Annotated in this window: 18 protein-coding genes; 4 read left to right on the top strand and 14 right to left on the bottom strand. The window is 44.1% G+C overall.

Annotated features, from left to right (window positions below; genetic code table 11):
* Positions 1-35: 35 nt before the first annotated feature.
* The 6 genes from AB4114_RS05995 to modA form a co-directional block, all read right to left on the bottom strand.
* Entirely contained in the window at positions 36-920 is an 885-nt protein-coding gene (locus AB4114_RS05995; RefSeq protein WP_441987608.1) for a carbohydrate ABC transporter permease, read from the bottom strand.
* 12 nt (positions 921-932) lie between these two features.
* A complete protein-coding gene (locus tag AB4114_RS05990) occupies positions 933-1,844 on the bottom strand; it encodes an ABC transporter permease (RefSeq protein WP_441987607.1) in 912 nt (303 codons plus the stop codon).
* A 239-nt stretch (positions 1,845-2,083) separates the two neighbouring features.
* Positions 2,084-4,312: a helix-turn-helix domain-containing protein gene (locus AB4114_RS05985; protein ID WP_441987606.1), complete on the bottom strand. Its 2,229-nt coding sequence runs from the start codon at positions 4,310-4,312 to the stop codon at positions 2,084-2,086.
* A 44-nt stretch (positions 4,313-4,356) separates the two neighbouring features.
* Positions 4,357-7,359 carry a chondroitinase family polysaccharide lyase gene (locus tag AB4114_RS05980; RefSeq protein WP_441987605.1) on the bottom strand — a complete coding sequence of 1,001 codons (3,003 nt, stop codon included), beginning with the start codon at positions 7,357-7,359 and terminating at the stop codon, positions 4,357-4,359.
* A gap of 143 nt (positions 7,360-7,502) precedes the next feature.
* The gene (gene modB / locus AB4114_RS05975; RefSeq protein WP_441987604.1) at positions 7,503-8,174 is read right to left on the bottom strand and encodes a molybdate ABC transporter permease subunit; all 672 of its coding nucleotides are present in this window, start codon (positions 8,172-8,174) and stop codon (positions 7,503-7,505) included.
* 2 nt (positions 8,175-8,176) lie between these two features.
* Entirely contained in the window at positions 8,177-9,028 is an 852-nt protein-coding gene (modA, locus tag AB4114_RS05970) for a molybdate ABC transporter substrate-binding protein (RefSeq protein WP_441987603.1), read from the bottom strand.
* A 208-nt stretch (positions 9,029-9,236) separates the two neighbouring features.
* Here modA and AB4114_RS05965 point away from each other — a divergent pair, with 208 nt between their 5' ends.
* Positions 9,237-10,190 (top strand): substrate-binding domain-containing protein, encoded by a 954-nt coding sequence (locus AB4114_RS05965; RefSeq protein WP_441987602.1) that lies wholly within the window; start codon positions 9,237-9,239, stop codon positions 10,188-10,190.
* Positions 10,191-10,280: 90 nt separating this feature from the next.
* Here the strand turns inward: AB4114_RS05965 and AB4114_RS05960 are convergent, their stop codons facing one another.
* The 5 genes from AB4114_RS05960 to AB4114_RS05940 all read right to left on the bottom strand — a co-directional run bounded on the left by AB4114_RS05960 (position 10,281) and on the right by AB4114_RS05940 (position 15,288).
* Positions 10,281-11,057, bottom strand: coding sequence for a polysaccharide deacetylase family protein (locus AB4114_RS05960; RefSeq protein WP_441987601.1), 777 nt, complete (start codon positions 11,055-11,057; stop codon positions 10,281-10,283).
* Positions 11,058-11,078: 21 nt separating this feature from the next.
* Complete coding sequence (locus AB4114_RS05955; RefSeq protein WP_441987600.1) at positions 11,079-12,197, bottom strand: MGDG synthase family glycosyltransferase; 1,119 nt, start codon at positions 12,195-12,197, stop codon at positions 11,079-11,081.
* 94 nt (positions 12,198-12,291) lie between these two features.
* A complete protein-coding gene (locus AB4114_RS05950; protein WP_441987599.1) occupies positions 12,292-13,716 on the bottom strand; it encodes a HAMP domain-containing sensor histidine kinase in 1,425 nt (474 codons plus the stop codon).
* Positions 13,713-14,387 carry a response regulator transcription factor gene (locus AB4114_RS05945; RefSeq protein WP_441987598.1) on the bottom strand — a complete coding sequence of 225 codons (675 nt, stop codon included), beginning with the start codon at positions 14,385-14,387 and terminating at the stop codon, positions 13,713-13,715. Before AB4114_RS05945 ends, AB4114_RS05950 begins: the two co-directional genes overlap by 4 nt.
* Before the next feature lie 103 nt (positions 14,388-14,490).
* Complete coding sequence (locus AB4114_RS05940; protein ID WP_441987597.1) at positions 14,491-15,288, bottom strand: COG4705 family protein; 798 nt, start codon at positions 15,286-15,288, stop codon at positions 14,491-14,493.
* A gap of 115 nt (positions 15,289-15,403) precedes the next feature.
* On the opposite strand from AB4114_RS05940, the gene AB4114_RS05935 reads away from it, so the two are divergent.
* On the top strand, positions 15,404-16,069 hold the full coding sequence (locus tag AB4114_RS05935; RefSeq protein ID WP_441987596.1) for a phosphatase PAP2 family protein: 666 nt from the start codon (positions 15,404-15,406) through the stop codon (positions 16,067-16,069).
* Between the two features lie 80 nt (positions 16,070-16,149).
* On the opposite strand, the gene AB4114_RS05930 is transcribed toward AB4114_RS05935, so the two are convergent.
* Both AB4114_RS05930 and AB4114_RS05925 read right to left on the bottom strand, forming a co-directional pair.
* Positions 16,150-17,097, bottom strand: coding sequence for an ABC transporter permease (locus tag AB4114_RS05930; protein ID WP_171628577.1), 948 nt, complete (start codon positions 17,095-17,097; stop codon positions 16,150-16,152).
* On the bottom strand, positions 17,090-18,010 hold the full coding sequence (locus AB4114_RS05925) for an ABC transporter ATP-binding protein (protein ID WP_441987595.1): 921 nt from the start codon (positions 18,008-18,010) through the stop codon (positions 17,090-17,092). The genes AB4114_RS05930 and AB4114_RS05925 overlap by 8 nt, the downstream gene beginning before the upstream one ends.
* Before the next feature lie 166 nt (positions 18,011-18,176).
* Here AB4114_RS05925 and AB4114_RS05920 point away from each other — a divergent pair, with 166 nt between their 5' ends.
* Positions 18,177-18,875 (top strand): response regulator transcription factor, encoded by a 699-nt coding sequence (locus tag AB4114_RS05920; protein WP_441987594.1) that lies wholly within the window; start codon positions 18,177-18,179, stop codon positions 18,873-18,875.
* Between the two features lie 3 nt (positions 18,876-18,878).
* Positions 18,879-20,222: a sensor histidine kinase gene (locus tag AB4114_RS05915; RefSeq protein WP_441987593.1), complete on the top strand. Its 1,344-nt coding sequence runs from the start codon at positions 18,879-18,881 to the stop codon at positions 20,220-20,222.
* Between the two features lie 9 nt (positions 20,223-20,231).
* Here the strand turns inward: AB4114_RS05915 and AB4114_RS05910 are convergent, their stop codons facing one another.
* Positions 20,232-21,305 carry a YheC/YheD family endospore coat-associated protein gene (locus AB4114_RS05910; protein ID WP_441987592.1) on the bottom strand — a complete coding sequence of 358 codons (1,074 nt, stop codon included), beginning with the start codon at positions 21,303-21,305 and terminating at the stop codon, positions 20,232-20,234.
* Between the last annotated feature and the right edge of the window lie 117 nt (positions 21,306-21,422).

Raw genomic sequence — 21,422 nt, 5'->3', positions numbered from 1 at the left:
AATGAACCTGCCTATAGTAAGCGAAGAAAACGCGATTACCCTTTGACGGAACCGACCAATGTGCCTTTGACGAAATACCGCTGCAGGAACGGGTACAAAATCATAACGGGCAAGCTGGATATGATAATAATACCGTATTTCATCAACTCCATCCGTTTCTGCTGCTCCTGCGAACCATCGAGCATACCCTGCATATCGGAGCCCTCATTCATAATCAAGATATTACGTAGTATGATTTGCAGCGGCTGCTTGGCGTTGCTTTTCAAATAAATGAGTGCTTGGAAGTACGAATTCCAATGTCCTACGGCGTAGAAGAGAACGATCACCGCTACGATCGGCAGTGCAAGTGGAATAGCAATTTTCCAGAAAAATTTGAGATTAGAACACCCGTCCATCTGAGCTGACTCGAGCAATTCCCCCGGTATGTTGGTTTGAAAAAATGTCCTTACAATAATCACATTAAAGACCGAAACCGCATTCGGAATGATCATCGCCCAAGTCGTATCCAGCATGTGCAGCTCTTTGACAAGCAAATAACTGGGAATAAGTCCGCCGCCAAAGAACATCGTAAATACAAGCAAGAACATAAACACATTTCTACCAATTAGATCCGAGCGGGACAGCACGTACCCTGCCGTGATCGTGAGCACGACGTTAATCGCCGTTCCCGTGAGTGTATACCAGAGCGAATTACTGAAGCCCATCCAGATGGAGGACTCGGCAAGCAGCCGCTTGTAACCGTCCCAGGTTATATGTTCAGGAAAGAATAACAGCTTCCCGGAATACACCAGATCAGGATCCGTAACAGACGCGGTCAACACAAAATAAAGCGGATACAAAACTAACAACACCAGAATAGAGATGAGCGTATAGTTGCAGATATCAAACAGGAGATCCGCTCTTGTTCTCGCCAGTTTCATCGGTTCTCCCCCTTACCACAAGCTAGTTTGTTTTAACGATTTTGCGATTTTGTTCACGCTGATCAGCAGAATGAAGTTAATCACGGTATTGAACAGCCCTATGGCTGCGGAGTAGCTGTACTGCCCCTGTACAAGTCCGGCTTTATAGACATACGTCTGAATAGTCTCCGACGAGTCAATGTTGAGCTGATTTTGCATCAGATACACTTTCTCGAATCCAACGCTCATCATATGGCCCATATTCATGATTAGCATAATGATAACCGTCGGCATGATGGATGGAATATCCACGTGGTAGATACGCTGCAGCTTGGATGCACCGTCAACGGTTGCCGCTTCATGCAGATCTGGGTTGACGGCAGTTAAGGCTGCCAAGTAAATAATCGTCCCCCAACCAACGCTTTGCCATACGCCTGAGAATACGAAAACAGTTTTAAACCATTCAGCACTCCCCATAAAGAAGATTGGCTTGATGCCAAATATCCCGATTAAGCTGTTGACCGCACCTGTTTTAGGTGATAGCAGTAGATATACGATACCGACTACGACAACGGTAGAAATGAAATGGGGCGCATACGTAACCGTTTGCACAAAACGTTTGAATCTTTCACTCGTTAACTGATTGATCATCAGTGCGAGAATGATCGGCGCCGGAAATGCGACAAGCAATTCATAAATAGAAATGCCTAGCGTATTTCTGATAATGGTAACAAGCTGGTACGATTCAAAAAATCGCTCGAAGTTATCGAATCCTACCCACGCGCTTCCCATGATGCCTTTTACCGGGTTGAAATTTTTGAAAGCAATTTGGAGCCCGTACATCGGGAGATAGTGGAAAATAATGAAATAGGCCAGCGTAGGCAAAAGCAGTAAATATAAATCATAGTTACGGATGATACGCTTAAAAATTTGTTGTTGTGTCATGTTGTTCATTCACCTCCGCTAGCTGTTGACCATTTGGTAATATTCATTCTTCATGCCTCATTTGTACCACCCTTTTAGACCGTCCGTATATAAGTGAGATCGCTACATGGACTATGCCATTCTTGCTATTGGCCTAATTCGGCCAATAATAAGCTATTTTTAACTTGTCTATATGCCGATTTCAATACGAAATAGTAAAAAACGCCTCTTCTAAGAAGAGGCGCCCCAAGATCATACCATCATCGATGCTGTTTCCGATACTCACCCGGTGTGACACCAACGGTCTGTTTAAACTTGCGAATAAAGCTAGAGACATCACTATAGCCAATTTGCTGAACAATATCTTTGACGGAGAAATCCTCTGCCTTAAGTAGTCGTTTGGCATGATCGATTCGGACCTCGTTCATATAGTCCATGATGGTCCTGCCCGTCTGTTCCTTGAAATATCTGCTCAAATACGATAAAGATAACGAGAAATGCTCGGCGATCCTCTGCACAGAAAAATCATATTCCCCACAGTGCCGTGAAATGTACTGCGTGATTTGCTGGATCAATGCGGATGGATTCGCCGGCTTCTTCGATTCAAGCAAATCACAGAAGGTCGCACAGGCGGTCGTCAGAAGATCCACGATTTCATCCAATGTCATATACTCCGTCAGCGTCAGCACGTCGGGAAAGCTGGCGGTTGCCCCGCCTGAATTGCGTTTATCCGCGTAGGCAATAAACTTACGAATCATATCGTAACAGAGCTCTCTAGCCACAAATAGCGTAAGTCCACTCTGTTTCATCCGCGTGCCAATTTGATGGACGGTTTCGGCGACTCGGCCAGCGTTTCCGTGCTGCAGCACGATTTCCAAGTCCTCCAGCACTCTTCTGGGGCTTAATAGATCAGCATGGTCGTGCACGAGCAGTTCATCGAAGAAAATGACCCGCTGATTGCCTTTGATCAGTTTATAATCGATCGCTGTTGAAGCCTCCAGATAAGAACGGCCCGCTTGCACCAACTCCGCATATCGGTTGCCCACTCCCATCGTGATGGGAGCTTGGAACACGGCTGTCAGATGCTCATGCATCTGATTCAGCCACTCCCTCCAAGATTCCGGCGAACAGCCTGATGATACAATAAACAGCATACGGTGATCTTCGAGACTTTCTTTGCGATACCCGACAATTTGCCCGCCGAACCAGGCTTCCACCTCTTCATGCAGCCTGCCTTTCATTGGTACAAAAGAAGCCGGAAATTCCAACATTAACACAGCGGTTTCTGGGTAAGGAAGCAGGAATCCAATCTCTTGCCCCTGTACATTTAAAGCTTCGACTGAGGCGAACTCGCCTTTCAATAAACTGGCAAGCAGGTGCTCCATAACAGCTGAACGATTGGCTTCCAGCTTCAGCCCTAGACTTCGGTTCGAATCAGCCATATCATGAATGACGTTACCGATCATTTCAAAGACGTTCGCTCTGCGGAGTGACTGACCCCGAATCGTCTCCACAAGCGCAGCTAGCCTTTTAACCGGATTATAATTAAAGATCATGAGCACATAGACGAGCACACAGCCTGCAAGGAAAATGACAGCCATCCAGGTCCCCCACTGCCAAATGGCTCGGTTAATCGGTGCCACCAAGGTAGATTTAGGAAGCATCGTGACGTAAGTAAACCCACTTTTGTCCGATTTCTTGTAAGAGGCTGCATAGGTAATATGCTGAATCGTAATATCCTGAGATTTGGCATTGCCGTTCACGATTTGGCCGAAGAAACCGGGATCTTGCAAGTAGTCAGTAGGCGTTTGAGCCGCTATGACACGCCCATATTGGTCGAACACAATAGCGTTGCCATCCGGTACCGGCAAACTCTTGAGCAGCTCGTTTTCTTTTAATATGAAAAGTACCGTACCGTAAGGGTGTAGACTGTTAATCGGAATCGGAACGATGTAGCTAACAAGCCGCTGATCGGGAATTCCTGAGATTTTAACGTCCTCCGCTGGCCTGAGCCGAGGGGCTGTCAAAAGATTCATGTCATCATTAAACTGCACGGAGGTCCACTGCTTATACTGATAAAATTCACCAATGAATGCATTGACCTTATAAATACTTGTCGATGAAAGCAGAAAATCGGTCCCCCGAATATAGAGGGCAATCTCTCGGATACTCTCATCTACAACCTTACTTTCCAGCACTTTCTTACCTTGATACACGTTGAAGTAATCATGAGTCAGCACATATGGAGATAGCTCAGATACACCTTCTAATTGACCTGCAATCCGATTCAACAGGATCATCTTCTGATCCATCCCATCCTGCAATTCATTAAGAAGCGCCTGATTGTTCCTTTCTACATCGCCGCCAACGATATGAACCAGTTGATAGTAGCCAGTCACCCCTAATACAAGCAGCGGAAGCAAAAATAGCGCCATGTAGGAAAAAAGATAACGATAAAAGACCGGTAGTTGGTTAATTGCCGTTTTCATCTTTTCGCCCCCATCTCGATTTTGTTTGAACCGTTTCTAAATGATTACACGATTGGAACCAAGACAAGTTCCTTTGGCATGCCATCTTGGCAGATTAGCTCAACGATACTGCAATCCCCCTCACCTGCCAAAACTTGAATTCCTTGATCAGGTGACGATAGCATCCACTGTCCTTTTAGCGTAATTCGCATGGCATGGGTTATGCTTTCTGCATGCACCCACTTGCGTGAATAAACACTGACTTCTTTCTGAATCCCGCTTCTATCGTATTGATCCGTTTCGATTCCTTCATATAAACGAAGATCCGGATCTACTGCACTCATCGTCAATGCTCCGCCTTCCTCGCGGATCATGACCATCGCTGGCGTATCAACTGCCGTCACGTACCCGATCCCCAGACAATCGTCCGCTTCGAACAGCGCGTATGCGGTTGTACAGCTCTCTGCATCGAACACCACATGTGCTGATCGATCCCGACGCAGTACCTTATAAGGGGCTGTATCCGAATGCGCCATCTGCTCATAAAAGCGCTGAACCTGTTCGCGATCCGTATCAACCAGGATTGCATACTCGTAGCTGCCCTCATTCGGTGAAGTCCCATGATCCAACCATGCTGCAGCAAAATCGCCTTGTGTATCAACATCTGTTGATTGATGTTTGGAATGTTGTGTTGCTTTCGAGACAGAAACCGTCTGTCCGGCTGCCATATAATACCCGTTTCCTTTATTGTCCAACATCCATGCGGGATTGTCTAATTGCTTTTTTTGGAAATAAGGGAAATCATAATTCGGCGCCGCTTCGTCAATCCAGAGCGGATCTTCCCTGATAGGCAAATGATTCTGAAACAGCGTCGTTTCTGTCACACTGGCTTCATTATCGTTTTCGATGCCAGAACCCAAGCAAATAATGCGATTATCGAAGAAAAACGCCGACTTGCGGGCTCGATGACTTCCCTCATATTTGGGATGCTCATGCAGCTTCATGGCAAACATCCCGTTGTGCCCTTCCAAATGAAGTCCGCCTGCAAAGGTCTCATCCGAAAGGAGCATTTCCTCAAAGCCGCTGAATGTATCTACATTGCAAACGTTAGCGCGCAGCTCCTCTAGCGGCTTATGCACGGTTGTCGTCCCCGGCCATCTATTCCAATCCCAACCATCCTGCTGATAGCCGCTATCTTGATGATTGACCGGCTCACCACGGCCCATAATCTGGAGATGACCGTGGGAAATGTAACGGCCGTACAGATTCGCGTTCACATACGTTTCGTTCGCCCACAGATAGCGGCTGTGCCCGCGCATGCCGGCAAGCCAGGAACCACGCCGATGAATGGCCAGCGCGGCGTAGTTCATCGTCCAGTGACCGTTGGGTTCTGGTTCCTGTACAATACCCGCTTCTTTAAAGCGATGTGCCGCTTCCGTTCGCTCTCCTGGGTCTAGCAGCCGCAGGTAAGCTGCAGCGACTTCTGTATCTACCTCGCTGCGACCATCAGGCGTGCCACTCTCAGCTAGAAAAGCAAAAGGCTCCGGGTCGAGCACCCACTTGCCTGTAGGATGTCGTGCAGATAAGGAGATCAGCCATTCCCGTTTGTTGCTGTACAGCCGCATAGAGAGAAGGGCTTTTCGTATCGTCTCATGTGCTTCTTGGCTTACACGGAACCGGGTACCTTTCAATACGTACATCAACGGTGTCACGCCTTGAAACCCGCCTACTGCATAGGCAGGGTAATGATTCACGTGATGATAGGCAGACCCGTCGATTTTATACGCTGCACGCAGACCTGGAGCAGGCAATAACGACTGGGAGAGCCAATCGCGGAACGCTTTCAGGTCCCGTACTTTTTCAGGTGTGTCGTCCATGATAAGCAAGGAAGCGAGCATCCCGTGCAGTGTCGTGTTGTAGATGTCGATGTTGCCTTCTACTTCTGCAAGAGGCGTATGTGTGCGGCCCACGCCGCTGAACCAGCGCATCGTCCGCTGTGTACGCTCCAGGATTCCCGCCTCTTGAAGCTCAGCTCTCATAAGAAAAACGGCAGGATAATAATCACGGAAGTTATAGCCAAAATGATGGACGGTTCCTTGCGAGCTGCCGTACGTCCAGCCTTGATCCTCCATGTAGTCCAGTACTGTTATAAACATTGCCTGCAGATCAGCTCGCTGTTCCGCCTCCTCGCAAGACCGGAAACAGACCGCCGTTTCCAGCAGGAACTGAGTAATCTTACTTAGCGGTACACCGTTGGAAAGGCGTTTCAGCTCCTCCTTTAACAGAGGCGGATAATGATCAAAGAACAGCTCGATTGGACGGCCTGTGAGAATTCCACCTTTGCGCGCGATCCCATATTCGGCGAAACGCTGCTGAAGCAACGTGATCTCATCCTTCAACGCACTCCTTTCCTTGAAGAAGAGCGCCTCGAATCGCTCGTTCATCAGCTCAAAAGCCTCTTTCTCTTCCTGCATGACCGCTGATGGGATCGCATGCTTCGGAGTCAACTGTTCAAATGCATATAACGCAAGCCAATGTGCGTTTGCAGATACATCGGCGCGAAGGTTTACCAACGGCACCTGGAAATCCCTTGTATGGAACCTAGGATCGATCGGCGTGTTCAACATCATCTGATCGATGAACAACGTTCCTGGCTGTACGCCCATTGGCATCCGAATTGTAACCGTATCCATTTCTGGGTGAGGGATCCCCGTCATATCCCGTTCATAAGCAACCCAAGCGGTTCGCCAACCACTGAAATTCAACCCAAATTGAAAGGAGCAGTCCACCGCTTGCCCACCGCGCCCGAACTCGAATACAAGTTCCCCCTCTACTGGAGAAGCGTTATAGATCCAGATCGTAAACGAGTCGCGCGCCTGATCCTTCGTTCCTTCCTGAAACGGGCGATACCCTATCGATTCCGTGACGATCACGGATGAATTTTCTGTATAATCCCACTGCAAGCTGTAGTTGCCATCCTTGTAGTACTGATTCGTAATGGACAAGCGAGAATGCCTGTCACAGGCAAAACAAGCTGGGATACCGCTTTCAAAACTGAAAATAGTCATTCGTCTTTCCCCCTCTTCTACACCTACTCTGTCAAAGTGATTCATAAGAAAGTGTAGAACAGTGCCCACCCGCGTGTAAATCGGCGGTTTCCTTCCACGCATATGCGAAATCTGAACACAGAGCCGAGGCAAATCCAACTTTATTAACTCCTAGCCCTGTGGTTTGCGATAAACATGAGTCCGAATGAGATGAATATGATAGTTGCTGCCCAGCACCAGGCAAGAGTTTGATTACCAGATTCAACAGCGATATAGATGGCGGTAGGCAAAGTTTGGGTTTTGTGAGGGATGTTGCCCGCAATCATAAGTGTGGCACCGAATTCTCCCAGGCCTCTAGCAAATCCAAGAATGTAAGCTGCCGTGACAGAACGCCACGCCAAAGGCAAGGTTATGTAGCGTAGAACTTGCCACTCATTTGCACCGATGGATCTCCCCGAGTCCTCCAAATCTTTGCTGACTAGTGAAAACCCTGTTTTCATCGTTTGATAAACTAATGGAAAAGCCACCACGATCGATGCGATCACAGCAGCCCCCCATGTAAAGATAATAGACTGATCGAAAAATCTCTCCATTAGGTATCCAATCCAACTCTTTTTGCCCAATAGGACTAATAAGATAAAGCCTACAACTGTCGGAGGGAGCACTAGTGGCAGAAGAATGGCCGTTTCAAGCAACGTTTTCCCACGAAACTTACGCCGCGACATTCCCCAAGCTGCTATTCCCCCTATGAACAGAACGAAGATGCTGGATACAACGGATACCTTTAACGAAAGTAGGATCGGTGAAACAAATTCTGTCCAATTCATCTGTTCCATCCTCATTTAGGAATAGAAAATCCGTATTTGATGAATACATCTTGTGCTTCTTTCGTTTGGAGATAACCATAAAAGTCAGCCGTTTCTTTGCTGTGTTTTGTTGCTTTTACAATACCAGCAGGGTATTCAATCGGTGTGTACGATTTTGGATCAACACTGAATGCTACTTTGACACTTTTGGAAGTCATCGCATCCGTTTTATAAACAAAACCTGCTTCCGCATTCCCAGACTCTACATAGGTAAGTACTTGGCGTACATCTTTGCCCTGTACGATTTTGGCTTGAAGCGTGTCCCACAGTTTCGCGTTAGTCAAAGCCTCTTTAGCGTAGCTGCCAGCCGGAACGGTCTGAGGTTCTCCTACTGCCAAATGTTTGATATTTTCATGGGTTAAGTCTTCTGCTTTTTGAATGGCTACTTTACCATCTGCTGGAACTACGACGACTAGTTCATTGATTAACAAGTTTTTTTGTTGTGTTGGTTCGATCAATTGCTTGTCGATTAGGGTCTTCATATTTTTGGTTGCTGCCGAGAAATATAAGTCCGCAGGTGCCCCTTGTTCGATTTGCTGTTGCAGCGCCCCTGAAGCTCCAAAGTTAAAGTTGAGTTTAATTTGTTTGTTTTTGGTCTCATAGTTGGTTTGAATTTCTTTAAATGCATCCGTTAAGCTTGCAGCTGCCGATATAGTCAGCTCTACTTTCTCGGTCGGCACTGGTGTTGCTGTAGGTGCCACAGTTGCCTGTGTTGGTGTTGTACTTACTGCGGGTTGTTCCTTTTGACTGGAGCAACCTGTGATGATCATGGTTGCGACAACAAAACAATATAAAACATAACTAAACCTTCTTAAACTTAACATTATGTCCCCTCCAAGGTTAAATTTATATCTATTTGATTATAAATAGAATTATATAATTACTCATAATTATATAAAACCAGAATTAATTAGTAAACAACAGGATTGAAATACCCTATTTATCAGCTTATGATAGATGATGGTGGTTCCGTACGGATGCAGGAGTAAATCTACGCTACTTTTATAGAAGACAAGCTTATGGAGGTTTACAATGACAGCTGACATGTCCTATACAACGGAAGAAATTTCTAAACTTTTGAAAATATCCAAACTAACCGTTTATGATTTAATAAAAAAAGGCGATCTACCCGCTTACCGTGTTGGCAAGCAGATGCGCGTGGATGCATCGGATCTTGAAGCCTATAAAACACGTGCAAAAGATGGTATGGTTTCTACGATTAAAAGTGAGTATGTCGAACCCGTTACTCATCCTTCTTTCCAAGCCGTTTCATCTTCCAGTCGCTCTCTTGTGATAACTGGACAAGATGTTAGCTTGGACATTTTAGCCAAACATATCGAAAAAAACATATCTCATTACAGACCACTTCGTTCGTATGTTGGTAGTATGGACAGTCTAATCTCCATGTACAAGGGCGAATCCGATATTGTCAGCACGCATCTGCTGGATGGAGACACTGGTGAGTATAACCTTCCTTTTATCCGAAAATTACTGATTGGTTCTTCGTACATTGTTGTGAATCTCTTGTCACGATCGGCCGGTCTATACGTTCAACCGGGAAATCCTAAACAATTACATGGTTGGGCTGATCTTAAAAAGCCTGGGCTTCGATTGGTTAATCGCGAAAAAGGCTCTGGTGCACGTGTTCTGCTAGATGAACAACTCCGACTTCATGGAATTCCACAACAACAGCTACATGGTTATGAGCAGGAGGAATCTAATCACTTAGGCGTGGCTGGTAAAGTTGCTACAGGTGAAGCTGATTTCGGTGTGGGGATAGAGAAAGCAGCCTCTATGGTTAATGGCGTTGAATTCATTCCGCTTATTCAAGAGCGTTATGATCTTGTCATGCTAAAAAAACCACAAAATCTTGCATGGATTGAACGTGTCAAGCAAATCTTGCAATCGGAATCCTTCCATAAAGAGCTGCGTCCTATCCAAGGCTATGATTTATCGCAGACAGGACGCATTTTATTCGAGACTTAACTTAGCTTCTAAAAAAACTAAAAACGGCAGTCTATGGCCTTTACTAGGTCTAGTCTGCCGTTATTTTATTTTCGTATGTTGTAGGGATATTCAAGCTTTTAGACTAGATAGATCTATTGGGTGAATCGTCGTTTGATCATCCAACTGCATTCTTTGATCAATTCGCATAAAAGGAATACCTTGATTTCTGCATTCTTCTACGAATTCCTTCAATGCTTCCAACATGTACATCGGTGCATATGGATTCGCCCCTAATGTCTGTCCACTATCGTGCAGCACGATGATGTCGTTATTTTGCAGCCTCGCAAACAGCTTTTTCTTGATCCTATCTGTTCCCCCGCTGCATCGCCAGTCGCCAACCATTAAGGACCATAATACGAGTCGAAATTGTTTCATGTGCAGAAAATCAAATATGTTAATAATCCCCCACGGCGGTCGATAGTAGATTGGTTTGATTCCCAATATGTTGTCGATCACGTTTACGGTATCTTGCAATTGCTTTCTTACCTTTTTCGGGGTCAGTACAGCATTGGTCCAATGCCTATAATTATGAATGCCTATCAAATGCCCTTCTGCATGCATCCTTCTGATGATTTCCGGATACTTCGCTGCTTTAGCACCAAGTATAAAAAAAGTCGCTTGAATACCATGTAATTTTAATATATCTAAAAGTTGAGGTGTGAATGCCGGATCTGGCCCATCATCAAACGTCAGCGCAATCCCAGTCACTCCCTTCCCTTTACGATAAGCGCTAAAACCACCTAATCGAACAATGGCTGTCGGTATAATTGTATAGACTAGAAGTCCGATAAGTATCGTCCATATGATATGCGATCCATAATGGCTGTTGTGTACATGTATCCTCATCTGGGCCCTCCTACGTAACTTCTAGATCGACAATGGGATCGCTTCCCTAGCCAATCTATGTGTAATATCACTGACGATATGAGCAGCTGCTTGACTTCGTTGCATGTCTGCCATACGTTTTCTTACCTCTTCATATAGGCTTGGACGTCGGAATAAATAATCCATATTCGAGACTAATTCCTCTAGGCTATTCGAAATCGAGGCCATTCCCCGACTCGAGAGGTATAAAGCATTCTCTTTTTCCTGTCCTGCATGCGGCTTATAAATGAAAAGTGGCAAGCGAAGGACAATGGCCTCGGTGATTGTCAATCCTCCCGCTTTCGTTATGATACAGGCAGCTTGTGACATCCATTCGTGCACGTTGTCGACATATCCTAATATGCGAATACGAGGGTTCGTTGCAAATATTTCAAGTAGTCTTTGACGTAACTTCTCATTGTGACCACAAATGACAACCAAACGAAATTGAGCAAACATGGCTAAGGCGCTAATCATGTCCTCCATATAGCCATTTACGCTGTTATCGGTTGCCATGATGAGAATGAGATTTCCTTTGCGACTTCGAGCTATTGAACTTTCCATAGCAAATTCTTGACGAATTGGAATGCCACTTACCTCTACGCGTTCCTTATTAACGCCATGAAAAACAATCTGCTGCTTTAATTCCTCTGTAGCCACATAGTATTTATCGACACTCGGATGCAGCCAACTCGCATGCAAAGCATAATCCGTAAGTACGGTGAAGTTCTGAATCCCCATGGAGCTGCACACTTCAGGAGCCGCCCCAAAGGGGAATGTATTAACGACCACATCAGGTTGCTCTTCCTGAATGAGCTCTTTTAATTTCTTTTGACCTAAATAGGTCATCGATTTCTGAAAGAGCGCGGTCTGCTTCGTTTCACGAGTTAAGTAATAGCACCAGCCATAATAATCAAGACCAAAGCGTGAGCTTCTAACACTGGTGTTAATCAATGTAGTCGTAATTAAATTGATGAACGGATGCCCCTCTTTCATGAGGTTAACGATTTTTACATGCTCTATTCCTTGCTCTATGAATTGCTGATACAAGGCCTTGGAAGCCTGTAGATGACCATTCCCGTAGCTAGCCGTAAGAATTAATACACGAGGATTAGCGTTCATGCAAATGGAAACCACCTTTCATCATCAACATTTCAGGAGAAACTCCTTATTGCGTCTAAACTTTACTTGATGAACATGAGAGGAAAATGAGAAACTAAGCATCCACTATCTGGTGGAGAGGGAAAGTCAGTTGTACACGTGTTCCTTCACCTTCCACACTCGATATCGCCAGGCTTCCCTGATAATTGAGAACGAGTTGCTTTGCTATCGCGAGACCAAGTCCCGTGCCGGCAATCTCACGATTTCTCGCTTTATCGACCCTGTAGAAACGATCAAATACGAATGGTAAATCAGCCTCCGGAATCCCAATGCCATGATCTTGTACACTGATTTGCACCTCATTTTTCAGGCGGATTCCTTCAATAACAATCCGTTTCGTCAAACTCGTGTATTTGACTGCGTTATCCAGAATGATCATCAGCATTTGCTCCACATGCAACGGATTCATCAGTAGCATAACGTTTCTAATGGTTTCCGTGTTCGCAATAAATTCGAATTCAGCATGCATGACTTCAAAGCGTTTCAACGTCTCCTGAATGAGCGGCTCCAATTGGATTGGCGTGATGCTATCGCTTATTAAGTTGGCTTCTACTTTCGTTAAGGTTAGCAGCTCTTGTACCAACTTTTTCAACCGCCTAACTTCTTGAAGTGAAGCCTCCAAGGATTCATCAAGAACAGCAGGGTCTGATTTCCCCCATCGATTCAATAGAGACAAATGGCCTTCCACGATCGTAATCGGTGTTCTTAGCTCATGTGAGGCATCTTCTACAAATTGTTTTTGCTGAAGAAAAGAAAACTCAAGTTGATTCATCAATTCATTAAATAGCTTGGCTAAGCTAGATAACTCGTCACCATTTTGAATATCGGTAACACGTTCGGAAAGTCCTTTCTCTTTGACGCTGCGAATCGTTGACGCCAGTGCTCGTATCGGCCGCATAAACTGCCTAGAAATCGCTAAACCACTGATCACGCTGATAAACACCGCCAAAATACCACCGATCAACATTACCCATAACAAGGTGTCACTGAAGTGATCGAAAGTTTCCAAGTTACTCGCCAGCTCTATGGTTCCAACGAAACTCCCCGCGACTAACGGACTGCGGTATATGAGAATATGATCTTCTTTGTGCGTCGTCGTGTCGTAAAGCTCTGGAATAACCACTGACTTGGGTACAACCCAGTTCGTTACAAAATGATTCGCAACGGCTACTAGCGGCTTACCCTCTTTGTCGAGGATACGCACCAATTGGTTTTTCCCCGACATTTTCTCGATATAAAGTTGGCTGTCCGCAATGGGAAAGTCGCTAGTTGCAGCTAATTTATCCTGGAAATAGTCTTGGAGCTGTACCATATTGACTTGGATTTTATCTTCCTCTTGTTTCATCATCCACTGTTTCAGTACTAAATATTGCGCAAAATTATAGGAGGCAAATAGCAGAAAGATCAGCAAAGCAGCTCCCAGCATGAGCTTCCATTTGATAGGAAGACTTTGAATTAACCTCGTTAAGCGTCCTCTCATCGCATCACATATCCTATTCCCCGAACAGTTTGAATACAGCTATTTTCGCCATCTAGATCTAATTTGTTGCGTAAGTATCTCACATACACATCAACCACATTCGTTTCCACCAGGGAATCAAATCCCCATACTTGGTCCAGCAGCATATCTCGCGTAAGAACTAGATGATGATTCTTCATAAACATGACTAATAAATCAAACTCCCGCTTCGTCAGTTCAACGAGCTGCTTATCTTTATAAACCAACCTCGCATCCAAATCCACCATTATATGTTGAAAAGTAAGCTGTGCATGCTGCACATTTCCCTCAAGTTCCATGCGGCGAAAGATAGCCCTGATACGTGCTAACAACTCTTCAATGGCAAAAGGCTTCGGAATATAATCATCCGCACCGCTGTCTAAACCAGAAACACGATCCTCAATACTATCTCTCGCTGTAAGCATGAGGATTGGGGTCTTTTGGGCAGCGCGGATTCGACGACAGACCTCAATTCCGTTCATTTGAGGCAGCATGATATCTAGAAGTATCAGATCCCAATCTTCTTGAAGGGCAAGTTCTAAGCCCGTTTTCCCATCGTAAGCAGCTTTCACCATGAAAGCTTCGTGTTCGAGTTCCAATTGGATGAATCGGACAAGATTTTTTTCATCTTCTATTAATAAAATGCGCTTCATTGCGGCATCTCCCTTCACGTACTGTTCTCCTTACTATAAGTGAAGTATATGAGAAAACAATGAAAATACAAAACCTGCCAATCGGCAGGTGGTTAGATTGATTTTATGCAACTTTGATATCTGCATGTGTATCTTGTGACTGTGCAGGAAAACCTCCACGGAACACAACGAGGATAACAATAAAGATGGTTAATACCAAACTAACCGCACCGCTGCCAAACCCCATTCCTCCATTACTTTGCGAGGCCGATAACCAGTCCGCAAACGAAGCACCCACCGGGCGCGTCAAGATATACGCGAACCAAAATGCGAAAATTTCTTTCATCCCAAACATGAAATACCCCACAACTGGAATGATAAGCATACCTGTAAATAGCAGCCCGGAAGTGAAGTATCCCAAGTGCATGCTCGTCGCGGTCATATCTCCTGCAGAAGTACCAAGAGCAAATGTCGTTAGAACAGTAAGCCAATAGAAAATCTCACGGCGACGTGTGAAAATACTATGCACCGATAACGTTTTTTCCTTGTAAAACCAAGTGATGAGTATTGCAGCTAGCGCCGCTATAAAGAAGATGGTCGAAACGATATAGGGAATGCCCAGTCCTACTCGCACAACGTCCGCGGCCATTGTGCCAAAGATGCTAACCATGATGACGACTAGCCAGTAGACCCCTGGCACATATTTGCGCACTTTGAACTGTAAGATCATAGCTGCTACGAATATAAGAACACTAAGCGGAGCTGAAATCAGCGGATTTAGATGCTCAAATAGGTAGTCAGAGGCGACTTCTCCCATGCCAGTTGTCAGCAATTTGGTGATCCAAAAGTAGAGTGTAATTTCAGGAACCTTGGCAGCCAATTGTTTAATGTGATTAATTGTAGGTGATGTAGAATTACTCATTATTGATCTCTCCTTACCCTTGAAGTTCCGAAATATTATGTGGCGACATATTAACGTCTTGAATTTGCTATACTATCCTTATCTTACTTATCAGAGAATTGGAGCTTACTTGGCAATGAACTCAAAATTAAAAGTCACTATTTTCCTTATTCTAAGCATTATTTCTGTTCTTTGCTTTGCCGTGGTGGCTTCCCTGTTAAAAGGGCAGTCGATTGCACAATTCGACAGCAGCGTGATCTCTTCGATTCAAGGCCTTGAAAGACCCTGGCTGACTTCCGTCATGAAAATTTTTACGTTCATCGGTTCTACGCCAGTGGTTGTCGTCATTTCAATAGTCTGCCTATTCCTCTTCTTCAAATTCCTGCATCACCGACAAGAGTTAGTTCTATTTCTAATCCTTGTGGCGGGGACGGCCATCTTGAATTTGATTTTGAAAATGATTTTTCAAAGAGAGCGCCCTTCTCTTCACAGGCTCATTCAAGAAACGGGATACAGCTTTCCCAGCGGTCATTCCATGGAAGCTTTTGCGCTGTATGCTGCACTTGCTTTTCTACTGTGGCGACATGTCCCTACAAGACGAGGCCGAACGATCGTCATTTTGATCAGTATTCTCATGATACTTATGATTGGTATTAGCCGAATTTATCTCGGCGTCCATTATCCGAGTGACGTTGTTGGCGCTTATTTTGCCAGCGGCTTCTGGTTTACCTTTAGTAGTTGGATCTTCCAATGGTATATGGAAAATCGCGCTAAAAGAGTTCGTACATCAACCGCCAAATAATATAATGACTTCGCTTGGAATTGGAATACAGGCACTTTCTAGAAGCATGCCAATGAAAATACCAAAATCCCATAGCTTCGTTATGCAGTAACGTCTTTTTTCCTAAATACAAGCCATGAGCAAACATTGAAAATTATAAAGTAGCCGATAATAACTTTGACCGAGAAAGCGAGTGTCATTCCTGCTATATTGGGAGCACCATTCAAATATTGTGTTAGATCCGTATTTTCAAATAAGTAATATTTCGCCCAGTTATATTGGCTCAAGAATCCAACGATGCTCGTCCCCGCAAACATAATACCGATAGAAAGCGCGATAGCGATCGAACTGCTGCGTGAAATCGTAGAAATCATAAAGGCCAACGTGACAACCAACACCATTTGAATACATTGATATAAATAGGTACTAATGGCATGTTTCACAATGCTGGTTTCATGAGCAATCGTATCGCTTGATGCGTAGACATACGGAGCACTTATATCTTTGAATCCATGCAAGAGGCCTGACACTAAGAAGGCTGTAGCGAACAAAATAACAAATAACAAAATCGAGAAAGTAAATGCAGATATATATTTGGACAGAAGAATTTTGGAGCGAGATGAGGGCCGTATAAGTAGAAGTTTGATCGTACCATCGGTGAATTCTCCGGCTACACTATCGGCTGCAATAATAACCGTCATCAAGGTGACCACAATCATAAGACTTGAAGCATTAAGCATGTTCCCCCAAAGTGTTTCTTCCGTAGGCGGAATATTATGATCAATATGATACTGATTCACATTGATACGCGAAGTAACACGTGTTTTCCATTCAGGCCCTCTGTTCATATTAGTTAATTGCACAGTATCATTTTGAATCTGTTGCTGCATATTGACTTTCCAGTTCGCATCAGCCACTTGGGTAGGCTTCACACTGTATTGTTGGGCAATCAAGAAGCATACCGTCGTGAGTACGAGACCAATGATTAATAACCACGTACGCAAACGTTGGTATATCTTCATATTTTCATTTAAGAGCAGATTAACCAATGGACTCACCGCCTGTCATTTTCAAAAATTTATCTTCCAACGTAGGGGAGTTCTTTTTAATCCCATAGAGCTTGATACCAGCTTTCATTAAACGTTCAGCCACCAAGGCAATTTGCTCTCTTTCTAGCCAGCAGACTAATCCGTCCTCCGCTTTCTTGGCCTGTGCCTCTGGGAAATCAGTAAGTGATTGTACAGCTGCATCTAAGTTGTCTACTTCGAAAGTTACCGAGCTGAGGAGTCCCTCATTCATTAAATCTTTTATGGACTGCACCTCGACTAATTTGCCATTTTGGATTATCGCTACACGATCACACATAAGCTCCATTTCGGAAAGTAAGTGGCTAGACACAAGAACAGAAATTCCTTCTTCTCGTGTTAAGGTGTACAAGTAATCCCTTAACTCTCTAATCCCCGCGGGATCCAGGCCATTGGTTGGTTCGTCTAGAATGAGCAGGGATGGTTTATGCAAAAGCGCTTGTGCAACACCTAACCGTTGTCTCATACCTAACGAATAGGTTCTAACTTTATCTTGGATGCGATTTTCTAAGCCAACCAATCGAATGACTTCTTCGATTCGTTCCTTGGTCACACCGGGCACCATTCGGGCAAAATGGATCAAATTCTTATATCCGCTTAAATACTTGTACATTTCAGGGTTTTCAACGATCGCCCCTACTTTGAGGATCGCGTTATTAAAATTCCTTGTAATGCTATCCCCATCAATGAGAATATCCCCATCCGTGATGCTCATTAGGCCAACCATCATCCGAATGGTCGTTGTCTTTCCAGCCCCATTTGGCCCCAGAAACCCAAATATTTCGCCTCTAGGCACATTAATATTTAATTTATCGATGATCGTTTTATTCCCGATTCGCTTCGTCAAATTTAAGATTTGAAGAATAGGTTTTACCATGACAACAAGCCTCCCTTTGCATACTCACACGCAGTTCTACTGCCCTTACTATAAAGATGAATCATGAGAATCTTATGAGAAAAAGAAAACGAACCTACCACCTTTCCGAAGCATAAAATGCATGGTCAATGCGTTTATAGCGATAGGTAGAAAAGAGTGGTATCCCATGACATGCAAAATACTCGTCATCGAAGATGAAGAGCGAATAGCAAGGCTTCTACAGTTAGAACTCCTACATGCCGGATATTCAGTTGAGGTTGCCAATGAGKGGTCTGATGGTTTAAAGAAATCATTGCATGACGATTGGAGTCTTATTCTTCTTGATATTATGTTACCTGGCATGAATGGTTTTGAATTCATTACTTCCTTCCGTAAAGTGAATACAGAAACACCTATCATTATACTAACTGCTTGCGGTACGCCTGCCGATATTGTGAATGGCCTTGATCTTGGCGGGCAGGACTATGTAACTAAACCCTTCCACATGGAGGAGCTATTAGCGCGTATTCGTGCTTGCATACGCCATCATAAACGGCCGCGTGAACCTTATAAAGACTATAATAAAAGTGATGCATACAGGTATTCGCTTCAAGGAACTAACGTGAACCTTAGGACACGAGAAGTATTAGTAAACGGCGTTAAGATCGATTTAACACCCAAAGAGTTCGAGCTTCTTATCTATTTGATCGAGCATCCGAATGAAGTTCTCAGCCGGGAGCAAATCATGAATGATGTGTGGGGATATGCTTTTCTGGGGAATTCCAATCTGGTGGATGTCTATATCCGTTATGTCCGCAAAAAACTGCATACTTCTTTCCCACCGATCCGAACCATTCGCGGCGTTGGTTATATTTTGGATATGTAACCTATGAAAATAAAAACAAAAGCCGCTCTGCTGTCCTTCGTTTGGTTAATCGGAATCTTATTACCCCTCATATTTGTTATTTACTATTTTTACGCACAGTTCGAAAAAGACGAGGAAACCGAACTCTTACAACATGCCGCAAATGAAATCTTCAAAAACATATCTTCTATAGACTTGCTATTCGAGGAGAATAACCTGCTTCTGAATTCCTATCTCCCGAATCACACAATGATTCGCGCCATAGACAAGACATCTGTGATAAAAAACCAAGCTTCAAACCGTTTTGAATTATTGGCTATACCTCCTCAACACGCGGATATCCAAGAGGCTTATTTAGATACGTATCACCAAGAAAAAGTCATGATTGTTCGAGAACCTATTCGCAATGGAACAGAGATTATCGGAACCTTGGAGATCATTTCAACGCCAACTGAGTTAGAGCAAAGCTTATATCGCTTAATTCTAATCATTGGTTATGTTGCATTAGGCGCGATACTTCTATCACTTTCAGGAAGCTTCTTATTGTCTAGACTGCTTTTCTTACCCCTTTCTCGCATGATAAAAATTATGAAAGAGATTGAATCCAGTCTGGAGTTTAGAAAATTGCCCTTAAATCCCAAGTCAAATGATGAGCTTTACCAACTGTCAGAGACATTTAATCATATGATGGAACGAATTGAGACTAGCATGCGGAAACAGCGGCAGTTTATTTCCGATGTCTCTCATGAATTTAAGACCTCGCTTACGATTATTGAAGGCTATACCTCCCTTATTCAGAGATGGGGCTTTGAAAATATGGAGCTTCATCGAGAAGCTCTTGAGGCTGTGCATGCAGAGAGCAACCGAATGAAGCATGTTACGTATCAACTGCTCGAATTAGCCGAATTGGAACATGAATCGAAGCTCATCTATTGTAACTTTGATCTCATCTCACTTTATACAGAGACTATTCAGCTTCTGCAGCCACTCTCAAGTAAGAAGATCCTGCTTTTCCCGGCTGATAAAAGTCTATTCATAGAAGCGGATCGTTTACAGATCAAACAAGTACTGCTAATTACCTTGGATAATGCTTTGAAATATGCGAATCAACGTATAGACATATACCTCGAACATCAGGAATCACATGTCTGTATCCGAATTGTCGATGATGGCATCGGTATTCCTTCCGAAGTTTTACCTTTCATTTTCGACCGATTTTATCGTGTAGACCGATCTAGGAGCCGGCAAACAGGTGGATCTGGCTTAGGCCTAGCCATAGCCAAATCGATCATAACCTTGCATGGTGGGACCATCCAATTGAATAGCGAACGGAATTGCGGAACTGAAGTTATCATTTCCCTCCCATGAAGAAACCCTCTACGAGTTAGAGGGTTTATGATTCTTTTGATTCAATACATACTTCGCATATTTCATTGGCGTTTCATAGGTCCGATAAAAGGTTGATCTCATCTTTGCCTTTTGGAAGGAATAGCGCTGATCTCGCCCGTTGATTTCTATTAATTTAATAGCGCCTTGCCGATCTACTCCGATATCTAGACCGACGTCCGCCAATTGAGGCAATTTCCCGCTCAAATAAGTCATAATCTGCAGTGATGCTTCACGGATAGCAGCCTTCATCTGTTCGGGCTCAAACCCGCTCGCTCGGAACAACTCCTCGACCTTTTTTACCTTTCCACCTTTGGCCACATTCGTTACATGTCGTCCTGTCGCAGCAATCCTGCCAATCATTCCGATGAGTTGCCAACTCCCCGTGCTGCCGCGTTGTACAGTTACGCGCAAATCATAGGGTCTTCCCTCGTAGGTTGCTACAGGAATGGCTTCTTGAATCATATATCTCATCTTCCCCACATACCTCGTGATCGTAGAGACAGCTTTTTTACTAGATAGCAACTTGGGTGACCCTTTTTTCCAGTAAAACAGCCATTTCCCGCTCTTATGCTTTTTAAGTTTCATAATCCCTTCGCCCACACTGCTATTCGTAGGCTTGATATATAAAGAGGAATAATTCTTCATTGCCGATTGCAGCTGAGCTTGTGTAAATGGCATTGATACAGGCAAATAAGCTCGTAACATTGGATTCTGATAGATCAGTTTATAAATCCTATACTTGTCATATCGATTTTGTCGATTGAATACAAAGCTGGCTTGCGATAATTGCTTGAGCTTCCCATTCTCCTTGGACGAAAAAGTAATGACGCGGTTATGTGTTACTTCAGGAATAGGACGGCGTTCCAGCTTGTATGTCTTTTTACGATAAATAAACCCAGATGCTGATCTACTCCCTAAATGATCTAACGACATGTAAAAGAGTCTTAAGCCAAGCTGCTTTGCCGCTTTATTATAGAGAGCAAGCCGCTCATTCCCCGTTCTTCTGCTTGGGATTCCTTTGAATGTTTGCCGATCTACTAAGATACCAACCGTATCAAGCATAGGTGCACCACCATTCAGATATGAACTATGGTACAGTATATGACCCTGCGATTTCAGCCATCACGGTAGCTACCTACGAAGTTAGATTAGAATGTTATCATAAACGGGATACATGAA

The organism is Paenibacillus sp. 2RAB27 (assembly GCF_052115445.1).
Classification (GTDB): Bacteria; Bacillota; Bacilli; order Paenibacillales; family NBRC-103111; genus Paenibacillus_E.
This window is presented reverse-complemented; position numbering and strand designations above follow the sequence as displayed.